Here is a 25,358-nt window from a genome sequence, read left to right as displayed (position 1 = left end):
AAATACCTCCGTTTTAATATTTTCGTTTTATTATGGACCGCTGAAAAGAAAATATTCTGTGGCCGGAAAGGTAAATTCTGTGTTTAATTTTTATGTAAAAAAATAACCTGACATTCATCAGGTTATTTGATCCGACTTGCTTTGGGCAATCAGCTGATATTTTTGTTCCCGGGTTAATTGTTTGATGCTGTATTCCCTTTGGAATGCTTCCGGCTTGGATGACACCTGTTCCAGGTATTTGAGGACAACAGGAAACCGCGACCGGGTATATTTAGCACCCTTACCCATGTTATGGGCTGTCAGCCTCTTTTCTATGTCTACAGTCCAACCTGTGTACAATGTTCCATCCTTGCATTCTACAATATAAACGTAAAACAATATAGAAGCCCCCAAAACGATACATGTGATCAATACAAATACTCAGTCACCCAACTTGATTCAACCTCTCAGTCTGACTCAGCCAATTGTCCAAGGTCGAAAGGTGTCTGCTGATATACATAATAGTTCAGCCAGTTTAAAAACAATAAATTGGCATGTCCTCTCCAGGTAACCTGAGGCATTTTCTTCGGGTCATCATTAGGAAAGTAATTTTTGGGAACCGCGATATCCAGGCCTTTATTCACATCCCGGTCATACTCGGTTTTCAGCGTAAACGCATCATACTCGGGATGGCCGGTAACAAAAAGATGCCTGCCATGCTTGCCGGCAACCATATAAACTCCGGCGTCATCCGATGTGGCCAAAACTTCCAGTTCCGGATGCTTCTCGATATCTTCTATACTGATTTCCGTATGGCGGGAATGCGGTGCATTGAATACTTCGTCAAACCCCCGCAGGAAATTATTGTTGTTGTTATGATTAATAATTTTATGGCTGAATATCCCAAACATTTTACTGTCAAGCGAATATTTCGGAATCCCGTAATGATAATATAATCCAGCCTGGGCTCCCCAGCAGACATGTATGGTTGAATAAACGTTGGTAAGGCTCCACTTCATGATCTGTTTGAGTTCATCCCAGTAGTCCACATCTTCAAATTCCAGATTTTCGACCGGTGCACCGGTGATAATCAGACCATCAAATTTTTGGTCTTTCACTTCATCAAAAGAACTGTAGAACCTGCTTAAGTGTTCTTCCGAAGTATTCGCAGGCTTATGCGTCCAAGTGTAAAGCAGTGTTATCTCTATTTGCAGAGGTGAGTTGCTCATCAAGCGCAAATACTGCGTTTCGGTAACGATTTTGGTAGGCATTAAATTAAGCAGTGCTATTCTTAAAGGACGAATATCCTGATGCTGTGCCCGGTTTTCGCCCATAATAAATATATTTTCATTCTCCAGGATTTCTTTTGCCGGTAAATCGTCCGGAATTTTGATCGGCATTCGCTTTCCTCCTCAAGTGTCAAAAGTATTTGGTCAAATGCATGCTCCAATAAAACAGTATAATCTATCTTTTATGATCATACCACATTTTCAACTGGCTTGCTTTAAGACAGGCGATTTTTGAAGTCCTCATAGCCGAAGCTGCGGACAGTCTCAAGGGTACCGTCAGCCTTGTTCAGGACAATATCCGGCAGCCGTATCCCATTGAATGTATTGTTTTTGACCATGGAGTAAATCGCCATATCACAGAAGACCAGGCGGTCTCCGGGATTTAAGGCCCGATCAAATGAATAATCGCCGATGATATCGCCGGCCAGGCAGGTTGGCCCCCCAAGACGGTACGTAGTTTTCTTTTCTCCGGGCTGCCCTGAGCCAATTATCCGGGGACGGTACGGAACTTCCAGTACATCCGGCATATGGCAGGCAGCTGAAGCATCCAGGATAGCAATGTTCATACCGTTATGCAGCGTATCCAGCACGGATGAGACCAAAAAACCGGCATTTAGCGCGATCGCTTCGCCAGGTTCCAGGTACACGGTAATGCCATAGGTTTCCCGCAGACGCTTGATGGTTCGAATCAGAAGCTCCCGATCGTAATCTTCACGTGTAATGTGGTGCCCGCCACCAAGGTTCAGCCATTTCATCCCAGGCAAGAACTGACCGAACGACTCCTCAAAGGCTTCGACCGTTGTCACCAGCGCATCGGCATTTTGTTCGCACAGCGTATGCAGATGCAGTCCGGAAAGGCCTTGGAGCCAATCCTGCTTCAAGTTTGCCCTGGTCACACCGAGTCTGGAATAGGGTCCACACGGATCATACATGCCATGACCTTCCTGGGTGGAACATTCCGGGTTGATCCGCAGGCCGCATTCTGCCCCTGCGGCAAGCGCCCGCTTACCAAACTTATCCCACTGAGAAAAGCTATTAAATATGATATGATCGGATACAGTCAGGATCTCATCGAATTCATCCTCCCTGTAAGCCGGACTGAAAATATGCACTTCTTTGCCAAATTTTTCGCGGCCAAGCTTCGCCTCGTATACACCGCTGGCTGTTGTTCCGCACAAATATTGGGCAATCAAAGGGTATACCCGGAACATTGAAAATGCCTTCTGGGCGAGCAGAATTTTTGCTCCGCTCTGTTCCTGAATGCCTTGTAAAATTTTTAAATTTGAGATTAACAGATTCTCATCAACCACATAGCTCGGAGTCAGAACACAGTCAAACCAGTTTTCTGCATTTTCTGTTTCTACAGCCTTCAGTTCCTCAGTATTCTGTTCTCTTGCGTACAGGTCCATTATTGCGTTTCCCATCAGCGTACCAGCGCCGGATTGAAGTCCTGTTCCCAGGGCAGCCCCCACTTATTGAGTGCTTCCATAAAAGGATCGGGATCAAACTCTTCCATATTATAAACACCAGGTTTCGCCCAGGTACCGTTCATAACCAGCATCGCCCCGATCATCGCCGGTACGCCGGTGGTATAGCTGATGGCTTGGCTTCCTACTTCGCGATAGCACTCCTCATGATCGCAGATGTTATACAGATAGTAGGTTTTTTCCTTGCCGTCTTTAATTCCCTTGAAAATGCATCCAATATTGGTTTTGCCCTTGGTACGCGGGCCAAGGGAAGCCGGATCCGGCAGGACAGCTTTTAAGAACTGCAAAGGGATGATTTCCATTCCATTATAATTAATAGGCTCAATGCTCGTCATACCAACGTTCTCGAGACATTTCAGATGTGTCAGGTAGCTTTGTCCGAAAGTCATAAAGAAACGAATGCGTTTAATGCCTTTAATATTCAGCGCCAGGCTTTCCAATTCCTCGTGGTGCAGCAGGTACATATCCTTGACACCAACACCCTTGAAATTGTACTCCCTTTTGATCTCCATCGGCTCAGTCTCCACCCAGTGGCCATTTTCCCAATAGCTGCCTTTGGCCGTGACTTCGCGGATATTAATCTCAGGGTTAAAGTTCGTCGCAAACGGATAACCGTGGTCGCCGCCATTGCAATCCAAAATATCAATTTCATGTATCTCATCAAAGTGGTGCTTTAATGCGTACGCACTGAATACACTGGTGACCCCCGGGTCAAAACCTGAACCGAGCAGCGCGGTAATTCCTGCTTCTTTGAATTTCTCCCGGTATTCCCACTGCCACTTGTATTCAAAATGAGCAGTATCCTCAGGCTCATAATTGGCGGTATCAACATAACTGGTCTTTGTGGCCAGACAGGCATCCATAATATGCAGGTCCTGATACGGCAAAGCCAGATTCAGTACAACGTCAGGCTTCTCTTTGTTGATCAGTGCGATCAGTTCTTCCACGTTGTCAGCATCTACCTGGGCTGTTGTAATTTTGGTTTTACCTCCGCCCAGTTTTTCCGCTAAAGCATCACATTTCAATTTCGTACGGCTGGCAATACACAATTCTCCGAATACCTCTGAATTCTGACAGATCTTGTGAATTGCCACACCGGCGACGCCGCCGCAGCCGATAACGAGTACTTTTCCCATAATCATTTTCCTCCAATCGCTGAAATAATTTTTGCTGTAAGTTCCTGACTTTCATCCCTCTACTGATCATGAAACATAAAACTTCGCAGACATTTTGACAAATAAAAAACACTTAAGGAGGCGGTACTGCAAAACAGGGCAGTACACCACACCTAAGCGCGACGATCATGAAAAACTTGTTTATTTGGCTCTATTTACGTCAAGGGCGAAGGCCCTTTCCATTTAGAGTTATTTATTCAGCTTTCGAGGTTTCAGAGTCTATATAGCAAGGAATTACTTTTACTACTCTTATTGATCGTTTCATAAGTGTGATGTGCAGCGGATTTGCACACGGCTATGAATTAGCCAACTCATAACGCTTCGAGCCGCCCCGGCTCAATCAATAAGGCAACAAAGTTGCCAACTTCGGCTTTTGACCCGGCTGTCCGTATGGCCTTGGTCCTCTATAGCTTCTGCAGAGAACGGTCAAAAAATTCTTTGCTGAAAAGGCTCTACTGCCTCTTTTCGCAACTGAAATTATATCTAATATTTCGAGATATTTCAATAGTTTTTATAAATTAGTTTTGATAAGCTTCATTTTTTTCATTGTTTTCTTTTAAGATCTTACTTTTGAATTTCACGTACTTCTCTCATAGCGTAAAACCTTTGGATTGTAAAGCTGATCGGATCGCACCGCCGCCCAGGACATGATCTCCGTCGTAAAGCACGACAGCCTGCCCGGGAGTTACCGCTCGCTGTTTTTCTGTGAAGGCCACCTCGGCTGTTCCATCGTGCAACAAATTGACCGCTGCAGAGACTTTTGGTGCATTGTATCTGATCTTAACCAATATGTTTTGTAGGAGTTCAGGAGACACAGAAGAAATCAAATGCACATTTTCTGCAAGCAGACCTGAGCTGAATAGTTCTTCTTTTCTTCCGACCCGGACTGTATTGGTTTCAGCATTGATCGCTGTCACGTAAACAGGGAAACCGAGGGCGAGTCCGAGTCCCTTATGCTGTCCGACCGTATAGTGGTAAATCCCTTTATGCTGCCCAATCAAATTCCCCTCAGCATCAATAATATTGCCTTGTCCAATATCCTGAAGTTGACGGTACATCTCAATAAAATCCCCCGCTGTCCCTTCAACAAAACAGATATCCTGGCTTTCCGCTTTTTGCGCGACAGCAAGTCCTTCCCTGCCGGCAATCTGCCTGACATCCGCTTTGCGGTATTTTCCCAGCGGAAAAAGTGTATGGGTAAGCTGATCCTGGGTCAGATGGTAGAGTGCATAGCTCTGGTCTTTCGTTTCGTCGATCCCGGTTTTTAACACCCACTGCTGTGTTTTGTCATCGTATTCTTTCCTTACATAGTGACCGGTTGCAATGAAATCTGCACCCAGACCACGGGCTTTCTGCAGCAAAGCATCAAATTTTAAATGCCTGTTGCATTCGATGCATGGGTTGGGCGTTCTGCCCTGGAGGTATTCATTGCAGAAATGGTCAATCACCTTGTCTTCAAACTCCTGCCTGAAATTCATCACGTAATACGGAATTTCAAGCTTCCAGGCTACCCTGCGGGCATCGTTAACTGCCTCCAGACTGCAGCATGCTTTGGCCTTGTCCTCGGATTGCGGCCAGATCTGCATGGTGACACCGATAACACGATAGCCCTCCCGTTTTAACAACAAAGCGGCGACGGAGCTGTCCACTCCGCCGCTCATGGCAACAACCACAGTTTTCTTCATAACATTCTCCTGTCGTTGTTATTCTTCTCAAAACTTTTATTTTAAATTCACTGATTAGTCTATCTTGGAAAAAGCCTGTTCTAAATCAGCAATGATGTCATCAGCATCTTCGATCCCAATCGATAACCGAATCATGTCGGGTGATACCCCTGCAGCCAGCTGTTCTTCCTCGGAGAGTTGGGCATGCGTTGTGCTGGCAGGATGAATCACGAGGGACTTGGCATCCGCCACATTGGCAAGCAGAGAAAATAATTCAAGATTATTGATCAGTTTAACTCCCGCTTCCGCACCGCCTTTAATGCCGAACGTAAATATCGATCCAGGGCCTTGTGGAAAATATTTTAACGATAAATCAAAGTATTTATTTTCTTTTAAACCTGGATAATTCACCCACGAAACCTTGGAATGGTTTTTTAAATAATCAACAACCTTCCAGGTATTTGCCACGTGCTGTTTGACACGTAAAGACAGTGTTTCAAGGCCCTGAATAAACAGGAAAGAATTAAACGGGCTCAGGGCCGCACCGGTATCTCTCAAGAGCTGCACTCTGGCTTTCAGAATATAGGCTGGTGCACCCAATGTTGCATAGACCAGTCCGTGATAACTCTGATCCGGCTCTGTAAATCCAGGAAACTTGCCGCTTGCAGCCCAGTCAAATTTTCCGCCGTCAATGATCAGCCCGCCGATGGAGGTACCATGACCGCCAATAAACTTGGTTGCCGAATGGACCACAATATCTGCTCCGTATTCAATAGGTTTCAGAAGATAAGGCGTTGCAAACGTATTGTCAATAATAAGCGGTATCCCGTTATCGTGTGCCACTTTGGCAACGGCTTCAATATCGACGATATTGATCCCTGGATTACCGATCGATTCTACATAGATGGCTTTGGTCTTCTCTGTGATTGCTTTCTTAAAATTTGCGGGATCATCGGGGTTCACAAAATGGGTCTTAATCCCCAGCTTCGGAAGCGTAATTGCGAAAAGATTATGTGTTCCGCCATACAGCGTGCTGGCAGCGACAATCTCATCTCCAGCCCCGGCAATGTTTAGAATGGAATAGGTGATGGCAGCCGAACCTGACCCTACGGCAAGCGCCCCAACACCGCCTTCAAGCGCAGCGATTCTCTGTTCCAGAACATCGGAGGTCGGGTTCATAATCCGGGTATAAATGTTGCCGGGTTCTGCCAGAGAAAACAAATCAGCGGCATGCTTGGCATCGTTAAATACATACGATGTGGTCTGATAAATCGGGACGGCTCTGGATCCGGTAGTCGGATCAGGGACCTGTCCGGCATGGATCTGCAATGTATCAAATTTCCAATTTCCTTTGTTCATATCAACATCTCCTCATTATGTTTTTATAATTATTTTCTTAATTTATGTTTTAAACTTAATATCACCAGCCGCGTTCCTGCATTCGTTCACTGGCATTGATTAAAGAAATCTCCAATCCCGGCATCGCTTCACCTAAATTCCGGGATACTTCGGTTAAGACCTCAGGCTCGTTATAGTGGGTTGTTGCCAGAACAATGGCCTTAGCCCGTGCCCTCGGATTCGATGACTTGAAGATTCCGGAGCCTACGAAGACCCCATCTACACCCAACTGCATCATCAAAGCGGCATCCGCTGGGGTTGCAATTCCGCCTGCGGCAAAATTCACTACTGGCAGCTTCCCGTTTTTGGCGACGGACAACACTAGGTCATAAGGTGCTCCCATCTCTTTGGCCGCAGTCATCACCTCTTCTTTCGGCATTGTTTTCAGTCTTCTGATTTCACTCAGTACCGTCCGCATATGCCTTACTGCCTCAACAATATTCCCCGTTCCTGGCTCTCCTTTAGTCCTGATCATCGCTGCTCCTTCTCCGATCCGGCGCAAAGCCTCTCCAAGATTGCGGGCTCCGCATACGAAAGGTACTGCAAAGGCCTGCTTATCAATGTGATAAAGATCATCCGCCGGGGTAAGGACTTCACTCTCGTCGATATAGTCTACGCCCAGGCTTTCCAACGCCTGTGCCTCAACAAAATGCCCAATCCTCGCTTTGGCCATAACCGGAATCGTAACCGCTTCCATAATCTTTAGAATGATTGTTGGATCAGCCATTCGGGCCACCCCTCCGGCTGCCCGGATATCTGCCGGAACGCGTTCCAAGGCCATAACTGCGCATGCGCCTGCTTCTTCAGCAATCTTGGCCTGATCCGGAGTTGTCACATCCATGATCACTCCGCCTTTCAGCATCTCCGCTAATCCTGTTTTCAGTTTCCATGTTCCTTTTTCTGTCTTGCTCATCATGGCCTCCGTATTGATTAAATATTTCTTATTTCGACTGCACTTAACTCTCCTGAAACATTAGCGTGCTCAGGTAACGTTCACCGGTGTCAGGAAGGACAACAACAATCCTTTTTCCTTCATTTTCCGGACGTTTAGCAACCTCCAGGGCTACATAGACTGCGGCACCGGATGAGATCCCCACCAGGAGCCCTTCCTCCCTGGCCAGTCTGCGCCCTGTTTCAAAAGCCTGATCATTCGTTACTTTATAAATTTCATCGACAAGCTTTAGATTAAGGACTTGTGGAATAAACCCTGCCCCAATTCCCTGAATCTTGTGCGGTCCAGGCTTCCCACCGGACAAAACAGGAGAATCATTCGGTTCCACCGCAATGATTTTAACATCAGGTTTCCGTGATTTAAGAATTTCACCAACCCCTGTAATCGTCCCGCCTGTTCCTACGCCGCCTACAATAATATCGACCTTCCCGTCTGTATCACTCCAAATCTCTTCAGCGGTTGTGTTACGGTGAATTTCCGGATTGGCTGGATTTTCGAACTGTTGGGGGATAAAAGAATTTGGCATCTCCTCCGCCAGCTCCAGCGCTTTTTTTATAGCCCCGTTCATTCCATCAGCCCCAGGGGTCAATACAAGTTCAGCGCCATAAGCTTTAAGCAAGCTACGTCTTTCAACACTCATTGTATCCGGCATCGTCAGAATTAATCGGTATCCTCTGGCTGCTGTAACAAAGGCCAGTCCAATTCCAGTGTTTCCACTCGTTGGTTCAATGATCACCGAATCTTTATTAATCAGCCCTTTTCCCTCAGCCGTTTTGATCATATTCAGGGCAATTCTGTCTTTGACGCTTCCACCTGGGTTGAAGGATTCCAGCTTAGCCACAATCTCCGATTTTATCCCCACCGTTATTTTATTTAATTTTACCAATGGAGTACCACCAATTAAGTCTGTTAACTCTTCATAGATTTTACTCATCTAAACACGCCCCTTCTAAATATCATAATGTCTATAGTTTTTGTAGTGTTTAAAGATATAGTAGTAGGGTTTTAAGCATTTGTCAATACTATTCTGACTAATTTATCTGTTATTCCTATGGACTTTATAGTTTTCCATAGAGAAAAATTGACCTTATGCTGCCAGGTAACGGGCATATAAAAAACCCCATGGTTTTTCCAAACAACCATGGGGCAAGATTAAAATACACAGTATTAAATGCAATAATTGTCAAAGGAATTATTGTTCATTTTTTTATATTCCTCCATCAGGTCCGCCAAAGTATAAGAATCCAGTACCTTTACCATTGCATTTTTCAGATCGTCCCATACCATTTTGGTTACGCACAATTCAGCTCTGGAACAGGCACCCGGATTATTGTCATTGACGCAGTCGACGGGAGATATCGGGCCTTCCAGTGCTCTGATCGTATCACCGACCGTAATACTTTCAGGCTCTCTGCCTAAAATATATCCTCCCTGGAATCCGCGGATGCTTTTGATGAGCGCGTTCTGTTTCAGTGTAATGAGCAGCTGTTCCAAATAGCGTTCAGATAAATCCTGGCGCTCGGAAATACTATGAATGGTTACCGGTCCTGCGTGCTCATTCAGGGCCACGTCAAGAATCGCACGTAAACCATATCTTCCTTTTGTTGATATTTTCAAGTCGACCCTCTTTCCTTTCTTCAGATTTTATCGCTTCGTTAATAATCTAACTCATAATCCCTAATATCTATAGTTTTATATGCCTTACAATCGTATAAATTGCACTCAGCCAGTGCCCTTTAGCTATTTTTAAGTTTCCAGGTCCAGTTCGTTTGTCAGTTCCTTCTTATCTTTTTGCATTTCCTGCCCCTTAAAGATCAGATCCGGATTTTTAATCATTACCCTGGTTCCAGGCGGGACAGATTGGGTAATAAACACATTACTGCCAATGACCGAACCTTTTCCGATAATCGTTTCCCCGCCAAATATTGAGGCTCCGGAATAGACAGTCACATCATCCTCAATTGTTGGATGACGCTTTTGGCTGCGAAGGCTTTGTCCGCCTCTAGTGGATAGGGCTCCCAGCGTTACACCCTGATAAATCTTAACTTTATCGCCAATAATCGTAGTTTCGCCAATAACGACACCCGTACCATGGTCTATGAAGAAATATTTGCCGATTTTGGCCCCTGCGTGAATATCAATTCCAGTCTCGTTATGAGCAAATTCAGTCATGATCCTCGGGATCAACGGAACAGAGAGCAGGTAAAGCTCATGCGCGAGCCGGTAAATACTGACTGCCAAAAGGCCCGGATATGCGAAGATCACAAGCGCTTTGTCATCAGCTGCCGGATCCCCGTCAAAAGCAGCCTGTACATCCAGTGCTAGATATTCCCTTATTTCCGGAATCTTGCTTAAAAAGTGCCAACATATCTTTTCTGCTTTTTCACTGATTTCTATATCATCACAAGATGCGTTATTGCCGTGTTGATGCTTGAGCGCACAGCTTACCTGCTGGCTCAATTTTTCATAGATCTCGATCAACAGGTTCCCAACATGATATTCCAAGGTGCTTTCATTCAGGTTTTGCTTGCCAAAATACCCCGGAAATAAAAGCTGCCGCAAGAGGTGAATAATCTCGATGATGACATCCCGGTTTGGAAGCTGGCAGGACAGCTGAGTGTAAGAATTGGGCTGTTCCTGATAGCTTGAAACAATATTCGAAACAAGTTGATTCATTTGCATATTGGCTTTTTCCACCATAATAATCACCTCGGATACTTTCGTTTATCAACTATTCGTATTGATCTTTTCATTCATACTGCCGCTGCGGTAGCCCTTAAGGTCAAGTGCCGTATAAGCAAAGCCAATATCTGTAAATTTCTTATAGATCTTCTGAGCTATGTCCTGTCGTATGATAAGATTATTCTCCTGCGGCAATACCTCTATGCGGGCAATATCACCATGGTACCGTACCCGAACTTGACGGAAACCCAAATCGAGTAAAAATTGTTCTGCAAAATCAATCATCTGTAGTTTCTTTTCATTTATCTCTTCGCCATAGGGAATCCTGGAAGACAAGCAGGCAAATGAGGGTTTATCCCAGGTCGTCAACCCATGTTCTTTCGAAAGAAGGCGGATTTCTTCTTTTGTCAACCCTGCCTGAAGCAGCGGACTTTGTATCCCTAGTTCTTCTAAAGCCTGTCTTCCAGGACGATAATCGCTTAAATCATCCACATTGGAGCCTTCTACGACAGATTCCATACCGTAGTCAGCCGCAATGCTCAATATTTTGCTGAACAATTGTTTTTTACAAAGATAACAGCGGTTAAAAGGATTTTTGCCGAACTCAGGATCATCCAATTCCTCGGACTCTATAATTAGATGGCTGATCTCTTCCTGCCGGCAAAATTGAACAGCCTCCTGAAGTTCCCTCTCCGGAAATGTAGCTGATTTTGCCGTAACAGCAATTACGTTTTTGCCCAATACAACTCCGGCAACTTTAACTAAGAAAGTACTGTCCACTCCTCCTGAAAATGCAATCATGATCTTGCTCATTTTCTCCAGGTTTCCTTGGAGTGTTATAAGTTTATCACGATAGTGCAATACGCTTGCCTCTTTCCAGCTTATAATTTTTGACGCGGAATTAAGTCCATCCCGCAGAACCAATTATCGTATTTATCTAATATACCATAATTTCTATAGTCTTAATAGGATAAAGCTCATTTTATTATAAGTTAGATGCTTTTGAAAAAGAGCCCGCATTTTAACGAGCTCTTTCAGGGAGTTTACCGTCTTCCCCAGGACTGAATTATACAGCCTTCTTTACAATGAGCGGTTTCACGCAGCATCCAATGTTTTGTAAACATTTGTGTACACCTCCTCTCACTGGGAACAAACTGCGAACTATTGCATTTTATGATATTCACAACAATTTTGATTGAGAACGCTTTTCACAGCTTTGAGAAACAACCAGGTATTTTCATAAACCGCTTCTTGTTGGTCTTCAGGAATTTCTGCCGACAGTTTTCCCAGGAAAATATCAACATGTTCCCATACATTCGTCTTTATCTGCTGACCTTTGTCAGTCAGAATTAGATTAATCGCTCTGCAGTCAATTTCTGATCTTTCCTTGATAATTAGACCCTGTAGAACAAGAGGCTCAATCAGTCTGGTCGAGGTACTTTTTTCCACTTTAAGCAGAGAGTGTAAATCTGAAAGCTGCAGTATTCCGTATTTGCCAACCAGATCAAGTATGTAAAATTGGGTAAAAGTAATAGATCCTCCTAGGATTGCATCCTGCTGGCAACATCTCGAGGCTTTTGTCAATTCAGCTAGTAAACATAAAAGCTCTCTGTTATTTTTCATCGCGCCTCTCCTTAGTTGTATGATACAACTACTTTATCTGAATTGTCAATAATTACTTTCCCTCTCTTTCATAATTATTACGTTTATTTAGCCAACTAGAAATATTTTTACCAAAATGAAACAAAATATGATTTGGAAAAAGCGATCTCAGTTTGCAAATATGCATATTCTATCGTTTATTTCAGACAAATTATACCGATCCGGATATTGGTACGTTTCTTGCATTAAAATACTTGTAAGACAATAAAGCTAAAATTTGTTGTTGATGTTTGATTATTACAGAAGGAGAAATGAAAATGAGTTACTTAGAAACCACCCATGATTTGTACAAGGAAACGGCCCTGGAATCGCAGATAAATACGGCTGTGAAACCACTGTGCATTTTGGTGAACTGAATCCCCGAGACACTGTGCTATATGTTGGTGTTGGCGGCGGGCTGGAGGCGCTGCAATTTGCCTATTCACAGGGTGTCCGCAATCGGTGGTTGCTATCGACACCGCACAAAACTGTTTATGGCCAAGCTTTCATTGTTTTGTTACAACAATAGTAAAAATATTATACGAGGAGAATCGACTATGGAAACTTATTATAATCCAGCTGATTTAGCCAAATTTTCAACAATGGGCGAAGAAGTTCCCGACCTCTGGCAAAAATTCATGGCTTATTATGGCTCTGTTTTTCAGGACGGCACACTGAGTGCGCGAGAAAAATCCTTGATTGCCCTAGCAGTCGCCCATGCTGTCCAATGCCCCTACTGCATTGACTCCTATACCAAAGATGCCCTCGAAAAAGGTTCCAATGAGGCCCAAATCACAGAAGCCATCCATGTTGCTGCAGCAATCCGCGGCGGTGCTACGCTGGTGCATGGTGTGCAGGCAAAGAATATTGTGAGCAAGCTGAAATTCTGAGAGGAGCATGCGACATAATGAAATTGACAGATCATCAAAACGCCCAGCTCTTATGTTTGGAAAGCCTGGATACAATTAAACCGTTTGCCGAAAAAGTCAAAGAAGTCAATACTTATCCCTTATTAAGCTGTTCGACAATCGAAACCATGCAAGTCAATACCGGCAAGGTCTGCAATTTAGGATGCAAACACTGCCATGTGGAGGCTGGCCCTCATCGAACCGAGTCGATGTCAAAGGAAACCATGGCTGCCTGTTTTCAGGTCATGTCAGACAATGATATCAAAGTTCTGGATGTTACCGGCGGTGCTCCGGAACTCAATCCGAATTTATGCTGGCTGATTCGGGAAGCAGCACAATTGAAGTACCATATCATGTTGAGGACGAACCTGACGTTGTTGGACCAGCCTGAATATGCTCATTTACCTGAATTTTTTGCCGCGCATCAGGTCGAGCTGATTTCTTCCCTGCCTTACTACAGCGAAAAGGACGCCGACCGCCAACGAGGCAGCGGGGTTTTCCAAAAATCGATTCAGGTGTTATCAAACTTAAATAAACTTGGTTACGGTAAAGAAAACAGTCATTTAAAACTCAATTTGGTTTATAATCCGGGTGGTGCTTTTCTTCCTGCAGCACAGCAGTCACTCGAAGCAGACTACCGCCGGGTCCTTCTCAGTCAGTATGAGGTCTCTTTTCATAAATTATTTGCTATGGCCAATTTTCCGGTTGGCAGATTTTTAACCTTCTTGCAAACATCAGGCAATTTGCAGCAATATATGGAAAGACTGGCCAATACATTTAATGCATCTACCCTGAACAATCTGATGTGCCGGAATCAAATTTCCGTAAGTTGGGACGGATACGCCTATGACTGCGATTTTAATCAAATGCTGGGGCTGGCGTGCAACCCCAGGCATATCTCCAGATTTTCCCCGGCAGATTTTAAGAAACGTGAAATCCGCATCAATAACCATTGCTACGCCTGTACGGCCGGCAGCGGTTCCAGCTGCGGCGGCGCAGTCGCCTAATGAGATCTTAGATTGTTTCCAGTGCATTTCAATGCACAGGCGATCGCACCTGCTTCCCCTTCCAGAAATGCAAGGCGTTTCTCAAAGAAGCTATCGTCGGATCAATTGATTCGCAGAACCCTTTTACAACCAGGTTAGGGATGACCACAAATAGCATTCCCGAGAATATCCCGGACAACTTCCCCAGCCATCAGCAGACCAGCCACGGACGGAACGTAAGAAATACTGCCGGGAATCTGACTTTTCAGGGAACAGTGAGCATCACCGCTGGGGCAAATACAATTGGACGCGCAGCTATTTTCCTGCTCCAGCGGCTTCAGGGCCGGCTCAGGAGAGAAAACAACTTTGAATCCTTCCGTAATTCCTTCCTTCCTCAGAAGTTTGCGCACCGCTTTGGCTAACGGGCAGCCGCTGGTCTTGGATATATCAGCAACACGGAAACTGAGCGCATCGAAACGATTGCCGGCCCCCATGCAGGAAATGAGCAGAATTCCTCTACGGCGACATTCTTTGGCCAGACTCACTTTGCTTTTGACCGTATCAATTGCATCAACCACATAGTCCGGTTTCTCGGTAAAGAAGCCTTCGGCACCTTCCTCCTGATAAAAGGACTGGAAGGTTTCTATTTTGGCTTTGGGATTGATATCCAGCATCCTTTGTTTCATTACATCCACTTTAGACTTGCCAATCGTCGAATGCAGCGCATGAAGCTGCCGGTTGATGTTTGTCAGGCAAATTTCATCAAAATCAACAAGCTTAAAAGCGCCTATACCGGCCCTGGCCAGAGCTTCGGCCGTATAGGAGCCTACCCCGCCCAACCCGAAAATAGTCACTTTGCTGTTCTGAAGCTTTGACAGGCCTTCCTGTCCAGTCAACAATTCCGTCCGCGAAAACTGATTTTGCATAATGACTCCTTGTAAAAATACTATTTTCCATCTGTACCTGTATCCAACGCGGGAATCACAGGAAAACTTACTGTTGATTTTAAAGATCCATGATTCCAACCACTTCGTAACCGACATCCTCGATTGCCAGTTTAATGGCTCCCTCCTGAATATCATCGGTCCCTTCCAACACAGCCGTCTTCGCGTCCAAATTGACATCGACACCTGTTACACCCGCAAGTTCACTCAAAGCTTCTTTGACATGATTGACGCAATGGCTGCAGCTCATGCCTTCGATCTCAATTTTCTTTTTCATAATGTTGCCTCTCTCGTAATGATTGATTTGTAATAGATCTTTATTTTACAGGCTTGAATCCTTTTAACCTGAGCGCATTCAGCAATACCGACACCGAGCTGAAGCTCATGGCAGCGGCAGCAATAGCAGGATTCAGCAGGGGGCCTCCAAAGATATACAGAATTCCCATAGCGATTGGAATTCCAAGGATATTGTAACCAAATGCCCAAAATAAGTTTTGTTTAATATTTCTAATTGTGTTTTTACTTAACTGGATTGCAGCCGAAACGTCAAGCAGATCACTTCGCATCAGGACAATATCCGCGGATTCCATCGCGACGTCCGTACCTGAGCCGATCGCTATCCCGATATCTGCTTGGGCGAGGGCCGGAGCGTCGTTGATACCGTCGCCGACCATGGCGACCTTCCTGCCTTCCTGTTGGAGCTTTTTCACTTCGTTTGCCTTATCCTGAGGCAGGACTTCAGCCAGCGTTCTATCGATTCCGACCAATTTGGCGATAGCCTCGGCCGTTCTTTGGTTGTCACCGGTAATCATGACAACTTCAATATTCATTTTGTGGAGGATCTCAATCGCCCTACTGCTGTTTTCTTTGACCGTATCGGCTACAGCGATAATTCCAGCTAAAGTGTTGTCGATCACAATATACATCGGAGTCTTGCCTTCTCTGGCCAATTGATCCGAGGTTCCCTCGAAGTGAAGAAGAGATATTTTCCTTTCGCCCATCATCTTTTTGTTGCCAAGCAACATAGCTCTGTTTTCGATCTGTACTTCGATCCCCTGACCGGGAATTGCCTTGAACACATCTGGTTTCTTAAAGCTAAGCTTCTTATCCTCAGCCTCCCTGACAATCGCTTCTCCAAGCGGATGCTCCGACCCTTTTTCGGCAGAGGCGGCAAGCTGCAGCAGATCGTTTGGACTGATCCCAGCCGCGGTAATAACGTCTGTGACCTTAGGTTTCCCTTCTGTGATCGTACCCGTTTTATCAAAAACGATGGTATTAATTTTATGTGTCGTTTCTAAGGCTACTCCGCTCTTGATCAAGACCCCATATTCGGCGCCTTTGCCTGTTCCGACCATGATCGCGGTTGGTGTGGCCAGCCCCAGAGCACAGGGGCAGGCGATAACGAGTACCGAGATAAAAATAGTCAGTGCAAAGACCGCGGACTGCCCACCAATAAAATACCATCCTAAAGCCGAGAGCAGAGCGATTCCCATCACCGCCGGTACAAAGTAACCGGAAATCACGTCGGCCAGCTTTGCGATCGGCGCTTTGGAGCCCTGTGCTTCCTCAACCAATTTGATGATCTGCGCGAGGGCCGTATCTTTACCGATTCGGGTTGCCACATATTTGATGGTTCCGTTTTTATTAATGCTGGCCCCGATGATCGCATCCCCGGGATTCTTTTCTACCGGAATGCTTTCTCCTGTCAGCATGGATTCATCCACGGACGTGCTCCCTTCAACGACATTGCCGTCAACAGGCATTTTCTCTCCAGGCTTTACAAAGATGATATCTCCCGTCTCCACTTCTTCGATCGGGATCTCAATTTCTTTCCCATCCCGGATAATGATGGCTGTTTTTGGTGCAAGCCCCATCAACTTTTTAATCGTTTCCGACGTCTTGCCCTTCGTTACAGATTCCAGATATTTGCCCAGTGTAATCAGTGTCAAAATCACACCTGCTGCTTCAAAGTACAGATGATTCGCATATTCTGTATTTCCCCTAAAAATCTGAAAGACTGCAAAAACTCCGTAAATGAACCCTACCGAAGTACCCATTGCAATGAGCGAATCCATATTCGGACTTCCCTTGAGCAGTGTTTTTAACCCAATGGTAAAGAACTTATAGCCTGCGATCACCACAGGCAGAACAAGAATCAGCTGGATAAGGGCGAAGTTTAAAGGATTCATCATCGGATCAATCATTTCCGGCAAATGAAAGCCAACAGCACTGCCAAACATATGTCCCATCGTAATACTTAGAAGCGGAGCCGTAAAGATAGCGGACAGCACAAACCTCCGCCAGAGAGCTTTTCTTTCCCTTTCTTTTTTTTCTTTGTCTTCATCAATCTTTGCTTCTTCCAGAGCGCTGTATCCGGCTTTTTCAACGGTCTTTTTGATATCTGAAACACGCAGCAGGGAGGGTTCATAGCGGATGCTTAATTTCTCTGTGGCAAAATTAACATTGGCCTCTTCAACGCCCTGCAGTTTCCGTACGGCTCTTTCGACAGCCTTTGCGCAAGATGTGCAGGTCATCCCTTCTATTTTCAGCGACTTTTCCATCATCGTATACCTCTTTTCAGTGATCTAACCCTCATATAATTATCTATTTTTTTGTCAAATTTATTACCTATTGTATTTATTTTGTATTTATTGGCCTTTATTTATTGGTCACCTTTGCCAGGATTGCCATGATCTCATCAATTTTTTCCCTGCCGTTACCCTGTTCGAAAGCTTCGGTTACACAGTGGTCCATATGCTGTTTCAGGATCAGCAAATTTGCTTTTTTCAAGAGAGATTGTGTCGCAAGGATTTGATTTGATACATCGACGCAATACCTTCCCTCTTCAATCATCTTAATTGTCGCTTCAATTTGGCCCTGAGCTGTTTTTAAAGCCTGAAGGGCTTGTTTTTTTTGGGTGTTCAATTAATTACCTCCTTATCCCCTCCCTGTGGGGGAGGGGATAAGGTAATCATAATATGCCGATCATAATAAGTCAACCGTGTTGTGTTGGTTTTACCTTAATACCAAAAACCCACTTTCTCCTGCGATGTTAGATGATCTATGTTCGCAGGAGAAAGTGGGTTTCATTAATTAGCAGCAATTGAAGAGAATTTGGTATTCTACAGCATTTCCAGAAATGCGTCGACTCTGAGTTTGATTTGCTGGCGGTCAGCATCGCTGTAGTCTGTTTCAATCTGCAGAAGCGGGATATTATGGTTCTTTTTCAAATGTTCCTTGATCGAATAAGACTCAATATTGTACGTATGACAGGCCTGGAGGGTGATATCTACAACCCCGTCAACGTTGTATTCTTCAACGAGCCTGCTTAGCAGTTCAAAGCGACCGGTATTCGGCGAACTACAGGAGCACGGGATCTTGCTGTATTTTTCAGCCAGGGCTTCGAACGGATCCATTTCCTCAGATACAAGATCAACCAGACCTTTAATGCCGCTGCAGGACTCTTGCAGCACAATCGCTCCGCCTGCTTCTTCAATAACCTGCATGACTTTTTCCTGTCCGGTACCCGTCGGACAGCCTGTAATGAGTATCCGTTTGCTGGAAGATTGGGAAGCACCTTCACCTTTTGCTGTCATTTCTTTTAGTTCAGCAATCAATTCCTTAACCTTGGCAGTGTATTCATCGCGTTTGAACTGGAAGCTTCTTCCCCACAGCACTTTCAGCAGGTCTGTACCTGAAATTGGAGTTGGATGCAGTTTATTGAGACTAACCAGTTCCATTAAGAGCTTTCTTTCCTCGTTGTAGGTCCTGATGACCTCAGCAAGTTTTTCTTTGCTGATCTTGACATCTAAATTCTTTTCAAAATAATCCTTGGCTCGGTAAATTTGTTTGACCCAATGGACCTGTCTGTCTTCCAGATTGGAGCTATTCGGAATATCCAGCACGATCATCGGTTTATGCTCCGCCAGCAGCTCGTACATTTTTTTCTTGCCGTCACAGGTCGTTTCGGCCAGGACGATATCTGCAAAATGAAAAAAGGGACATTTGCCGCTTACAGCAAAGCCGTAACTGGATTTGACCAGTGGACAGAGATTACGCGGCAGTACTTTTTCCGCCTCGGCTATCGGTTCCTGTTTGGTTGCACAAAGCCCAACTGGCACTGCCCCTGCAGCCTCGATAAGTTCTATCGGGGAAAATACACAATAATACCCTACTACATTTCTGCCTTGTTCCTTGGCCTCCTTGGCCATGACCATCCCACTAGGGATCAGCTGGTCGAAGTAAGCCATTGTTTGAGCTCGCATTTTTCTTGTTCCTCCTCTTTTATAATTCATAGCCCAGGATTGCAGCTCCCAAAGCCCCTACAGCCTGAGGGCTCGGCGGCACAGCCAGCCTGCATCCTATTTCCTGACTAAGCAGGTCTTTAAGCACCTGGTTCTGAGCTACCCCGCCGCAAAAAGCAACGGTATCCTGAAAATGGATTTTCCCAGCCATCACGCTGATGCGTTTCGCTATGGACTTTAACAAACCGGCGACAATACTTTCGATAGTAATGCCCTGCGCCAGCAAGCCAATCATTTCTGATTCGGCAAATACCGCGCACATACTGTTAATGTCAGCCGGATCGGCATCTTTGGCGAGATCGGATAACTGCGAAACCTCCAGACCCAGTGTTTGGGCGGTTACTTGCAGAAACCTTCCGGTCCCGGCCGCGCATTTGTCGTTCAGCACAAAGTCTTCAACTTTGCCCTTTTCGCCAAAGCCAATCACCTTGCTGTCCTGACCGCCGATATCAATCAGCCCGCAGGCTTCCGGTAACAGATAATGTACACCGCGGGCATGGCAGGTAATCTCACTAAACGTTTTATCAAACATTCCTTGTTGAATACGGCCATAGCCTGTACCGACAAGCAAGCTAATATCATCACGGGTCAGTTCCTGCGGCTTCAGCAGACGCTCCAGAACCTCCTGCCCTGCCTGGGAAGGGCTCCAGCCGCTCGGAATAATTTTTGAATCAACCTGTTCTCCATTAAAAAGAACTGCTTTGGTTGATACGGACCCGATGTCGATACCCACTGTCCATTTCATTTCGGGCCTCCAGCATACCTTTTCAATAATTGATTAAGCATTAATTCCCTCTGCTTTAAGCTTTTAAATTACTTTATTATAGCAAGCATCAGATCTTTCTTGAAATACTTTTTATCTTCAAATAGGATTGCTATCTATCGATAATAACGATAATATAAAATCATTAACGTTTAACGGACTAACGGATAAAGCAAAGACTAACAGCCTATCCTATCTGCAGGGAGTGAATTTTTTTTATGTTATTGCATCAATTGGAGATTTTTACACAAGTAGCGGAAAAAAACAGCTTTTCTAAGGCTGCCCAAAGTCTTTTTTTAAGCCAGTCGACGGTCAGTACGCATATAAGCAATCTGGAGCACTACTTTGGTCAAAAACTGTTTGACCGGCTTGGAAAGGAAATTGTCTTAACACCTTTTGGGGAGAAATTATATCCATGGGCCAGGGAAATACTCAATGTAAAAGACAGGGCGCTATGGGAAATGAAAGGCTGGACTGCAAAAATTGACGGCCATCTACATATTGCGGCCAGCAGTGTTCCGGCTAAATATGCAATTCCAACTTTATTGGCCAAATTCTTAGGGGAGTATAAAGGAATTCAATTTGTCCTTAACCAGAGCGGTTCGGAAATTGTTGCAGCCAAGCTGTTGAACGGGGATGTCGAAATCGGCGTGCTGGGTAAACAATACCATGAGGATCAGTTGACTTTTATTCCTTTTCTGCAAGAAAAGCTGGTCTTAATCACACCCATCAGCATTCGTTTAAACAATCATATTTCCATCACTGAATTGGTAGATTACCCTTTTATTTTTCGGAAGTCAGATTCGGGTACCCATGCAAATATCGTCCAAATGCTGCATACATCAGGCATTACGCTTTCTGACTTACAGGTTGCCGGCTACTGCGACAACCTTGAAGCTCTTAAAGAAAGTGTCAAGGAAGGAATTGGCATCTCAATTATTTCAGGCATAGCCGCTCTGGATTATGTCAAAAGTAGACAGATCAATGCCTATGAACTTGCTGAACTGCCCGAGAAAAGAATGTTCTATTTTGCCCACCATAAAAAAAGAACCCTGTCTCCCTGGGCAGAAACTTTTATTCACTTCTGCCTGAAATCAGCCGGTCTTGTTTCGAATCAATATGCATCTTTGCCTGACTAACTTGGCATTTTAGACTGCATAAAAATTTATGACCCTGGAAACCATCTATCACTTCTAAAAATATAAACGGGATATAATCTAACCGCGCCCAAGCGTAACATGGATGTGAAGCGGGGCTAAATAGCGCCAGAAGGGCGCTATTTGCCGAAGAGCGGTTAGATTACGTCCCGTATACATACATAATACTTTATGGCTCACTTAAATTTTATCAAGTGCCTGCTTCAAATCGGCAATAATGTCTTCGGCATCCTCAATGCCGATGGACAGTCTGATCATATCCGGCGTTACGCCGGAAGCAAGCTGTTCTTGTTCAGACAGCTGGGCATGGGTCGTGCTGGCCGGATGAATGACAAGAGATTTAGCATCGGCAACATTCGCGAGCAAAGAGAACAGCTCCAGGTTATTGATAAAGCTTTTGCCTTCGTCGATACCGCCCTTAATCCCAAAGGTAAAAATCGAACCGGTTCCTTTCGGAAAGTATTTTTTAGCTAAGTCATGGTATTTGTTTCCTTCAAGTTCGGGGTAATTGACCCAGGAGACACAGGGATGACTCTGGAGGAAATTAACGACTTTTCTGGTATTCTCTACATGCTGTCTAACCCGAAGCGACAAAGTCTCAAGGCCCTGAAGCAAAAGGAACGAATTAAACGGGCTGATTGTTGCTCCCGTATCCCGGAGCAGCTGCAACTGTATCTTGGAAATATAGGCCAGTGGCCCAAGTGATTCAAAGTATTTTAGGCCATGATAGCTCGGATCAGGCTCGGTCATCCCCTGGAACTTGCCGCTTGCCGACCAGTCAAATTTTCCGGAATCGATGATCAGTCCCCCGATTGTCGTACCATGTCCGCCGATAAACTTCGTTGCGGAATGCACAACAATATCCGCGCCGAATTCAATCGGTTTGAGAAGGTAAGGTGATGCAAATGTGCTATCGATAATCAGCGGGATACCATTTTCATGCGCGATTTGGGCCACAGCCTCAATATCGACAATATTGATACCCGGATTGCCAAGGGCTTCAATATAGACCGCTTTTGTTTTTTCGGTGATGGCAGTCCGGAAATTCTCCAGCTCATCAGGATTTACAAACGTGGTTTTTAAACCAAGTCTGGCTAACGTAGTTGAAAACAAATTATAGGTTCCGCCATACAATGTATTGGCAGACACGATCTCATCTCCAGCTCCGGCAATATTTAAGATCGCGTACGTGACAGCGGCCGATCCGGATGCTGTCGCAATTGCAGCAGCTCCGCCCTCCAACGCTGCAATCCTCTTTTCCAGGACATCTGTCGTCGGATTCATCATCCGCGTATAGATATTGCCGGACTCCTCCAGACTGAATAATTTGGCCGCATGATCCGTATCTTTAAATACATACGAAGTTGTCTGATAAATGGGCACGGCCCTTGAACCTGTTGTAGGATCAGACACCTGACCGGCATGAACCTGCAACGTATCAAATTTCCAGTTATTTTTGCTCATAAATGGTTTCTCTCCTTAGATATTTTATATATGTTCATATGTTCATATGTTTTTTAAATTTGCAATTATTTTCTATTTTTTATTTATCCTAAAACATTTCAGTACTGATATACCTTTCACCAGTATCCGGGAAAATGACTACAATCATTTTCCTTTCATTTTCCGGACGTTTGGCAACTTCCAGGGCAGCAAAAGCGGCTGCACCGGCAGAAATGCCGACCAACATTCCCTCTTTTTTCACCAGTTCTCGTCCCGTCCGATACGCTTCCTGATCCGTCACCTGGAATATTTCATCAATGAGGTCAAGGTTTAAAACTCCGGGAACAAACCCTGCTCCAATTCCCTGAAGGTTGTGGGAACCCGGTCTGCCCCCTGAGAGGACCGGAGAGCCTTGAGGTTCCACTGCGATCACCTTTAGTTCAGGTTTACGCACCTTCAGAACTTCTCCTATACCTGTAAGCGTGCCTCCTGTTCCAACTCCGGCAACCAGAATGTCTATTTTGCCATCTGTATCGGCCCAGATTTCCTCAGCCGTCGTCTCCCGATGAATTTGAGGGTTGGCCTGATTTTCAAACTGCTGGGGAATAAAGGATCCTGGGATTTCCCGGGCCAACTCCGCTGCTTTTTTAATTGAACCTGTCATCCCTTCCGAACCTGGCGTCAGGATGACTTCAGCACCGTAAGCCTGAAGCAGCTTCCGCCTCTCTACACTCATTGTTTCCGGCATGGTCAGGATCAACCGGTACCCTTTGGCCGCTGCAACAAAAGCCAAGCCAATGCCGGTATTACCACTGGTCGGTTCAATGATCACCGAATCCTTTGTCATGAGGCCTTTTTTCTCGGCATCCAAAATCATATTCAAAGCAATCCTGTCCTTGATGCTACCACCAGGATTGAACGATTCAATCTTCGCAATTACCTCCGCATTGATTCCGGCAGAGATATGATGAAGTCTTACCAGCGGCGTGCCGCCGATAAGTTCCGTCAAGCCGTTATAAATCTTTCCCATTTTATGCACCCCCTTACCCATGCTAACAATATTTCATATGATCTTTGTTTGAACACTTTTAGTACACTTCACTACCACCCCCGGGACGATCCACCGCCCCCAGAAGAACCGCCTCCGAACCCGCCACCACCAAAACCACCGCCGGAAGAGCCTCCTCCAAATCCGCCTCCGAATCCTCCCCCGAAAGGACCGCGGAAATTGCCGCTCCGTTTGCCTCTGTTGCGACTGTTAAGGTAAATGATGACAATGAACACAATTAGGATGATGATCCAGTCATAATCAAATCCTGATGATTCTTCAGCTGCTAATTCCTCCGATGCCCCCAGGTCATCAATACCATACTCCTCGCAGACCTCAGCGACCAGGAGATTAAATACCAGATAGACGCCGCCGTCGTGATCCCCATCCTGGAAGTACGGTGTAGACTGGTCCAGAAAACGACCAGCTTTGGCATCATTAATCCTACCTTCCAGACCATAGCCCACTTCGATTCTTCGCTCCCGGTCCTCTTTGCTGATCAGGAACAATACACCGTTGTCTTTTTCCTGATCTCCAATGCCCCAGGCCCGAAACAGTTTATTGGCATACTCCTCAACCGTGCTGCCTTCCAGGGAATCCACCGTCACAACGGCGATTTGAGCCGAGGTTTTTTCATGCAGAGTAGCGGCAATTCTGAGAATTTCCTGTTTTGTTGTATCTGCCAGCATACCGGCATAATCCTGTACATAAATATCCGCTGCCGGCTTGGCCGGCAGTGTCAATGCCAGCAGAGAAGGGCAAACCCCTGCCGTCAGTAAAAACACAGCCAGGAATACGGAAAGGAGTTTCTTTGTCATTTCTGTCCTCCTACTCGCCAAAGTTTACTACCGGAGCCTTCTCTGCTCCTTCCTCAGCCTCGTAGTAAGTGTAGCTTTCAAAATTAAACATCCCTGCAATAATATTTTTCGGAAAACGCTTGATGGAAGTATTGAACGTTTGAACAGCCTCATTATAATCCTGACGGGCGATTGTCAGGCGGTTCTCAGTCCCGGACAGTTCATCCTGCAGGGCGATGAAGTTCTGGTTTGCTTTCAGATCCGGGTAATTCTCAACGATCACCAGCAATCTAGACAAGGCACTGCTCAGTTCATCGTCCGCTGCTACTTTTTCATTGATTGTCTGGGCTCCGGCCAGTTTTGAGCGCGCATCCGCGATAGCGGTAAACACTTCATTTTCATGCGCAGCATATCCCTTGACTGTTGCCACAAGATTTGGAATCAGGTCCATTCTACGCTGCAGCTGGTTCTCGACCTGGCTCCACTTACTTTTTACATTTTCATCAGCAGTCACCAGACTGTTATAGCTGCCAATCAAAGAACCTCCAATGATCATAATTAGAATCAGGATAATTCCCAATACAATAGCTGTCTTTTTCATTTTTCTCCCCCATTCAGTAATTTTCTTTTTGATCTTAGGAACATCTTAACATAATTTTCGAAACATCTTAATCCTTTTGTCCTTTTTACCTTTTGGATAAAGAAACAAAACGACCGGTATCATAGACAAGATAATTTTTA

Annotated in this window: 25 protein-coding genes; 3 read left to right on the top strand and 22 right to left on the bottom strand. The window is 45.2% G+C overall.

Annotated features, from left to right (window positions below):
* Nucleotides 1-117: 117 nt before the first annotated feature.
* From AAH944_RS02810 to AAH944_RS02755, 12 genes are all read right to left on the bottom strand, one after another.
* A complete protein-coding gene (locus AAH944_RS02810) occupies nucleotides 118-378 on the bottom strand; it encodes a GIY-YIG nuclease family protein (RefSeq protein ID WP_026156209.1) in 261 nt (86 codons plus the stop codon).
* Nucleotides 379-446: 68 nt separating this feature from the next.
* Nucleotides 447-1,379: a homoserine O-acetyltransferase MetA gene (metA, locus tag AAH944_RS02805; protein ID WP_415536291.1), complete on the bottom strand. Its 933-nt coding sequence runs from the start codon at nucleotides 1,377-1,379 to the stop codon at nucleotides 447-449.
* 104 nt (nucleotides 1,380-1,483) lie between these two features.
* Entirely contained in the window at nucleotides 1,484-2,677 is a 1,194-nt protein-coding gene (gene nspC, locus AAH944_RS02800) for a carboxynorspermidine decarboxylase (RefSeq protein ID WP_415536289.1), read from the bottom strand.
* Between the two features lie 14 nt (nucleotides 2,678-2,691).
* Nucleotides 2,692-3,891: a saccharopine dehydrogenase family protein gene (locus tag AAH944_RS02795; protein WP_415536287.1), complete on the bottom strand. Its 1,200-nt coding sequence runs from the start codon at nucleotides 3,889-3,891 to the stop codon at nucleotides 2,692-2,694.
* Nucleotides 3,892-4,520: 629 nt separating this feature from the next.
* Nucleotides 4,521-5,615 (bottom strand): tRNA 2-thiouridine(34) synthase MnmA, encoded by a 1,095-nt coding sequence (mnmA, locus tag AAH944_RS02790; RefSeq protein ID WP_415536285.1) that lies wholly within the window; start codon nucleotides 5,613-5,615, stop codon nucleotides 4,521-4,523.
* 54 nt (nucleotides 5,616-5,669) lie between these two features.
* Nucleotides 5,670-6,953, bottom strand: a complete 1,284-nt coding sequence (locus AAH944_RS02785; RefSeq protein ID WP_415536284.1) for a homocysteine synthase — start codon at nucleotides 6,951-6,953, stop codon at nucleotides 5,670-5,672.
* A gap of 61 nt (nucleotides 6,954-7,014) precedes the next feature.
* Nucleotides 7,015-7,905: a pyridoxal 5'-phosphate synthase lyase subunit PdxS gene (gene pdxS, locus AAH944_RS02780; protein ID WP_415536282.1), complete on the bottom strand. Its 891-nt coding sequence runs from the start codon at nucleotides 7,903-7,905 to the stop codon at nucleotides 7,015-7,017.
* A 43-nt stretch (nucleotides 7,906-7,948) separates the two neighbouring features.
* Entirely contained in the window at nucleotides 7,949-8,878 is a 930-nt protein-coding gene (cysK, locus tag AAH944_RS02775) for a cysteine synthase A (RefSeq protein WP_415536280.1), read from the bottom strand.
* 233 nt (nucleotides 8,879-9,111) lie between these two features.
* Nucleotides 9,112-9,561 (bottom strand): RrF2 family transcriptional regulator, encoded by a 450-nt coding sequence (locus AAH944_RS02770; RefSeq protein WP_019226001.1) that lies wholly within the window; start codon nucleotides 9,559-9,561, stop codon nucleotides 9,112-9,114.
* 129 nt (nucleotides 9,562-9,690) lie between these two features.
* Entirely contained in the window at nucleotides 9,691-10,620 is a 930-nt protein-coding gene (locus tag AAH944_RS02765; RefSeq protein ID WP_415536278.1) for a serine O-acetyltransferase, read from the bottom strand.
* A 51-nt stretch (nucleotides 10,621-10,671) separates the two neighbouring features.
* Nucleotides 10,672-11,487: an ATP-dependent sacrificial sulfur transferase LarE gene (gene larE, locus AAH944_RS02760; RefSeq protein WP_415536276.1), complete on the bottom strand. Its 816-nt coding sequence runs from the start codon at nucleotides 11,485-11,487 to the stop codon at nucleotides 10,672-10,674.
* Between the two features lie 300 nt (nucleotides 11,488-11,787).
* Nucleotides 11,788-12,249: a MarR family winged helix-turn-helix transcriptional regulator gene (locus AAH944_RS02755; RefSeq protein WP_415536274.1), complete on the bottom strand. Its 462-nt coding sequence runs from the start codon at nucleotides 12,247-12,249 to the stop codon at nucleotides 11,788-11,790.
* A 575-nt stretch (nucleotides 12,250-12,824) separates the two neighbouring features.
* On the opposite strand from AAH944_RS02755, the gene AAH944_RS02750 reads away from it, so the two are divergent.
* Nucleotides 12,825-13,157: an arsenosugar biosynthesis-associated peroxidase-like protein gene (locus AAH944_RS02750; RefSeq protein WP_415536272.1), complete on the top strand. Its 333-nt coding sequence runs from the start codon at nucleotides 12,825-12,827 to the stop codon at nucleotides 13,155-13,157.
* A gap of 17 nt (nucleotides 13,158-13,174) precedes the next feature.
* Entirely contained in the window at nucleotides 13,175-14,182 is a 1,008-nt protein-coding gene (arsS, locus tag AAH944_RS02745) for an arsenosugar biosynthesis radical SAM (seleno)protein ArsS (RefSeq protein WP_415536270.1), read from the top strand.
* Between the two features lie 134 nt (nucleotides 14,183-14,316).
* On the opposite strand, the gene AAH944_RS02740 is transcribed toward arsS, so the two are convergent.
* The 6 genes from AAH944_RS02740 to AAH944_RS02715 all read right to left on the bottom strand — a co-directional run bounded on the left by AAH944_RS02740 (nucleotide 14,317) and on the right by AAH944_RS02715 (nucleotide 20,154).
* Entirely contained in the window at nucleotides 14,317-15,087 is a 771-nt protein-coding gene (locus AAH944_RS02740) for a ThiF family adenylyltransferase (protein ID WP_415536268.1), read from the bottom strand.
* A 79-nt stretch (nucleotides 15,088-15,166) separates the two neighbouring features.
* Entirely contained in the window at nucleotides 15,167-15,382 is a 216-nt protein-coding gene (locus tag AAH944_RS02735) for a heavy-metal-associated domain-containing protein (RefSeq protein ID WP_415536266.1), read from the bottom strand.
* A gap of 40 nt (nucleotides 15,383-15,422) precedes the next feature.
* The gene (locus tag AAH944_RS02730) at nucleotides 15,423-17,669 is read right to left on the bottom strand and encodes a heavy metal translocating P-type ATPase (protein ID WP_415536264.1); all 2,247 of its coding nucleotides are present in this window, start codon (nucleotides 17,667-17,669) and stop codon (nucleotides 15,423-15,425) included.
* A gap of 94 nt (nucleotides 17,670-17,763) precedes the next feature.
* Nucleotides 17,764-18,030, bottom strand: coding sequence for a metal-sensing transcriptional repressor (locus tag AAH944_RS02725; protein ID WP_415536262.1), 267 nt, complete (start codon nucleotides 18,028-18,030; stop codon nucleotides 17,764-17,766).
* Between the two features lie 197 nt (nucleotides 18,031-18,227).
* The gene (locus AAH944_RS02720) at nucleotides 18,228-19,370 is read right to left on the bottom strand and encodes a double-cubane-cluster-containing anaerobic reductase (protein ID WP_415536260.1); all 1,143 of its coding nucleotides are present in this window, start codon (nucleotides 19,368-19,370) and stop codon (nucleotides 18,228-18,230) included.
* 19 nt (nucleotides 19,371-19,389) lie between these two features.
* On the bottom strand, nucleotides 19,390-20,154 hold the full coding sequence (locus AAH944_RS02715) for an acyl-CoA dehydratase activase (RefSeq protein ID WP_415536258.1): 765 nt from the start codon (nucleotides 20,152-20,154) through the stop codon (nucleotides 19,390-19,392).
* 236 nt (nucleotides 20,155-20,390) lie between these two features.
* On the opposite strand from AAH944_RS02715, the gene AAH944_RS02710 reads away from it, so the two are divergent.
* Nucleotides 20,391-21,311: a selenium metabolism-associated LysR family transcriptional regulator gene (locus AAH944_RS02710; RefSeq protein ID WP_415536256.1), complete on the top strand. Its 921-nt coding sequence runs from the start codon at nucleotides 20,391-20,393 to the stop codon at nucleotides 21,309-21,311.
* Between the two features lie 198 nt (nucleotides 21,312-21,509).
* On the opposite strand, the gene AAH944_RS02705 is transcribed toward AAH944_RS02710, so the two are convergent.
* The 4 genes from AAH944_RS02705 to AAH944_RS02690 form a co-directional block, all read right to left on the bottom strand.
* Entirely contained in the window at nucleotides 21,510-22,793 is a 1,284-nt protein-coding gene (locus AAH944_RS02705; protein WP_415536254.1) for a homocysteine synthase, read from the bottom strand.
* 88 nt (nucleotides 22,794-22,881) lie between these two features.
* Nucleotides 22,882-23,802 (bottom strand): cysteine synthase A, encoded by a 921-nt coding sequence (gene cysK / locus AAH944_RS02700; protein ID WP_415536252.1) that lies wholly within the window; start codon nucleotides 23,800-23,802, stop codon nucleotides 22,882-22,884.
* 71 nt (nucleotides 23,803-23,873) lie between these two features.
* A complete protein-coding gene (locus AAH944_RS02695) occupies nucleotides 23,874-24,638 on the bottom strand; it encodes a TPM domain-containing protein (RefSeq protein WP_415536250.1) in 765 nt (254 codons plus the stop codon).
* Between the two features lie 10 nt (nucleotides 24,639-24,648).
* Nucleotides 24,649-25,218, bottom strand: coding sequence for a LemA family protein (locus AAH944_RS02690; protein WP_415536248.1), 570 nt, complete (start codon nucleotides 25,216-25,218; stop codon nucleotides 24,649-24,651).
* Nucleotides 25,219-25,358 lie beyond the last annotated feature (140 nt).

Source organism: Dehalobacter sp. CP, assembly GCF_047652685.1.
In the GTDB taxonomy this organism is placed as follows: Bacteria; Bacillota; Desulfitobacteriia; order Desulfitobacteriales; family Syntrophobotulaceae; genus Dehalobacter.
Note: the sequence above shows the minus strand (reverse complement) of the source record. Positions and strands in the feature narration are given on the sequence as shown.

Bases quoted from the DNA above. Each gene is read 5' to 3' on its own strand.
- AAH944_RS02795 (WP_415536287.1), bottom strand. From the start codon at position 3,891: ATGGGAAAAGTACTCGTTATCGGCTGCGGCGGCGTCGCCGGTGTGGCA.
- arsS (WP_415536270.1), top strand. From the start codon at position 13,175: ATGAAATTGACAGATCATCAAAACGCCCAGCTCTTATGTTTGGAAAGC.
- mnmA (WP_415536285.1), bottom strand. From the start codon at position 5,615: ATGAAGAAAACTGTGGTTGTTGCCATGAGCGGCGGAGTGGACAGCTCC.
- cysK (WP_415536252.1), bottom strand. From the start codon at position 23,802: ATGGGAAAGATTTATAACGGCTTGACGGAACTTATCGGCGGCACGCCG.
- nspC (WP_415536289.1), bottom strand. From the start codon at position 2,677: ATGGACCTGTACGCAAGAGAACAGAATACTGAGGAACTGAAGGCTGTA.
- AAH944_RS02750 (WP_415536272.1), top strand. From the start codon at position 12,825: ATGGAAACTTATTATAATCCAGCTGATTTAGCCAAATTTTCAACAATG.
- pdxS (WP_415536282.1), bottom strand. From the start codon at position 7,905: ATGAGCAAGACAGAAAAAGGAACATGGAAACTGAAAACAGGATTAGCG.
- AAH944_RS02710 (WP_415536256.1), top strand. From the start codon at position 20,391: ATGTTATTGCATCAATTGGAGATTTTTACACAAGTAGCGGAAAAAAAC.
- AAH944_RS02715 (WP_415536258.1), bottom strand. From the start codon at position 20,154: ATGAAATGGACAGTGGGTATCGACATCGGGTCCGTATCAACCAAAGCA.
- AAH944_RS02705 (WP_415536254.1), bottom strand. From the start codon at position 22,793: ATGAGCAAAAATAACTGGAAATTTGATACGTTGCAGGTTCATGCCGGT.
- AAH944_RS02720 (WP_415536260.1), bottom strand. From the start codon at position 19,370: ATGCGAGCTCAAACAATGGCTTACTTCGACCAGCTGATCCCTAGTGGG.
- cysK (WP_415536280.1), bottom strand. From the start codon at position 8,878: ATGAGTAAAATCTATGAAGAGTTAACAGACTTAATTGGTGGTACTCCA.
- AAH944_RS02785 (WP_415536284.1), bottom strand. From the start codon at position 6,953: ATGAACAAAGGAAATTGGAAATTTGATACATTGCAGATCCATGCCGGA.
- AAH944_RS02735 (WP_415536266.1), bottom strand. From the start codon at position 15,382: ATGAAAAAGAAAATTGAGATCGAAGGCATGAGCTGCAGCCATTGCGTC.
- AAH944_RS02690 (WP_415536248.1), bottom strand. From the start codon at position 25,218: ATGAAAAAGACAGCTATTGTATTGGGAATTATCCTGATTCTAATTATG.
- AAH944_RS02730 (WP_415536264.1), bottom strand. From the start codon at position 17,669: ATGATGGAAAAGTCGCTGAAAATAGAAGGGATGACCTGCACATCTTGC.
- AAH944_RS02765 (WP_415536278.1), bottom strand. From the start codon at position 10,620: ATGAATCAACTTGTTTCGAATATTGTTTCAAGCTATCAGGAACAGCCC.
- AAH944_RS02755 (WP_415536274.1), bottom strand. From the start codon at position 12,249: ATGAAAAATAACAGAGAGCTTTTATGTTTACTAGCTGAATTGACAAAA.
- AAH944_RS02740 (WP_415536268.1), bottom strand. From the start codon at position 15,087: ATGCAAAATCAGTTTTCGCGGACGGAATTGTTGACTGGACAGGAAGGC.
- AAH944_RS02695 (WP_415536250.1), bottom strand. From the start codon at position 24,638: ATGACAAAGAAACTCCTTTCCGTATTCCTGGCTGTGTTTTTACTGACG.
- metA (WP_415536291.1), bottom strand. From the start codon at position 1,379: ATGCCGATCAAAATTCCGGACGATTTACCGGCAAAAGAAATCCTGGAG.